Origin of the sequence: Streptomyces sp. NPDC051569 (genome assembly GCF_044454085.1) — a bacterium.
GTDB lineage: Bacteria > Actinomycetota > Actinomycetes > Streptomycetales > Streptomycetaceae > Streptomyces.
On sequence record NZ_JBITDJ010000054.1, the window covers coordinates 1 to 1,103 of the forward strand.

Sequence of the window (1,103 nt, forward strand, 5' to 3'; positions counted from 1 at the left end):
CTAGGGCCTGTGTGAGGTCGTGATCATTCGGTCGCCGGTAAGAGGTCGTTGATCCAGATCAGGGAGGCCCGGAGGTGGAGTCCGGCGTCGTAGCTCTCGGGGGACTTGTCGTAGCGGGTGGCGATGCCGCGCCAGGCTTTCAGTTTGTTGATCATGCGTTCGACGGTGTTGCGGTCCTTGTAGAGCTCGGCGTCGTGGGTGACGGGCCGGCCGCCCTTGCAGCCGCGGTTCTTGCGGTGGGCGGCCTGGTCCTTCTTCTCCGGAATGACGGCCTTGATGCCGCGTTTACGCAGGTAGGCCCGGTTGGCGCGGGAGGAGTACGCCCTGTCGCCGGCGACCGCGTCCGGCCGGGTGCGTGGGCGGCCGACGGGCAACCGGATGCGGACCTTGTTCAGGACCGGGAGGAACTGCGGGCTGTCGGCGGCCTGTCCAGCCGTCAACACGATCGCCAGGGGGCGGCACTTGCGGTCGGACGCGAGGTGGACCTTGCAGGTCAGGCCGCCTCTGGACCGGCCGAGCAGGGCCTGCTTCAGGCGGGCTTTGCGCCTTCGCCGGATGCGTCGCCGTTCTTCCCGTCCAGGATCGTCGGCGTCGCCTTGTCCGTTCTGTTCCCCTTGGCCGCCCCCTTTTGCCGGGCCTGCTCCTGTTCCCGCACGGCCTTCTCCAGGGCCTCCATGACCTCGGGGGCGACGTGCATTCCGGCGGCGTCGTGATGCGCGCGGGTGGTCGTAGAATCCACGCTGACCAGTGACAGGTCGGTCTTCCCCTGCCCGGCGGCCTCGGCGATCAGGCCCTCGAGCAGTGCGGTGAACACACCTGCGTCCCGCCAGACCCGGAAACGGCCGTAGACGGTGGGCCAGGGACCGAACTGCTCGGGCATCTCCCGCCACTGGGCGCCGGACCGGAAACGCCAGATCACGCCCTCGAACTGGTCCCGCAACTTCACCGGGTAGGGGCCGTACTCGCCGACCGGCAAGTACGGCTGGATGAGTTCCCACTGGTCGTCACTGAGCTGTCGGCGCGTCACACCGGCGTTCTACCGTGATCCGTCCCGGCACGGCAGCGGAACGCAGATATTGATCACGACCTCACACAGGCCCTAG

General features: G+C 68.0%; 1 pseudogene. It reads right to left on the bottom strand.

The annotated features are described in order from the left end of the window. Nucleotides 1-23: 23 nt before the first annotated feature. A pseudogene (locus ACIBAE_RS29650) lies at nucleotides 24-1,027 on the bottom strand (IS5 family transposase). Nucleotides 1,028-1,103: the final 76 nt, after the last annotated feature.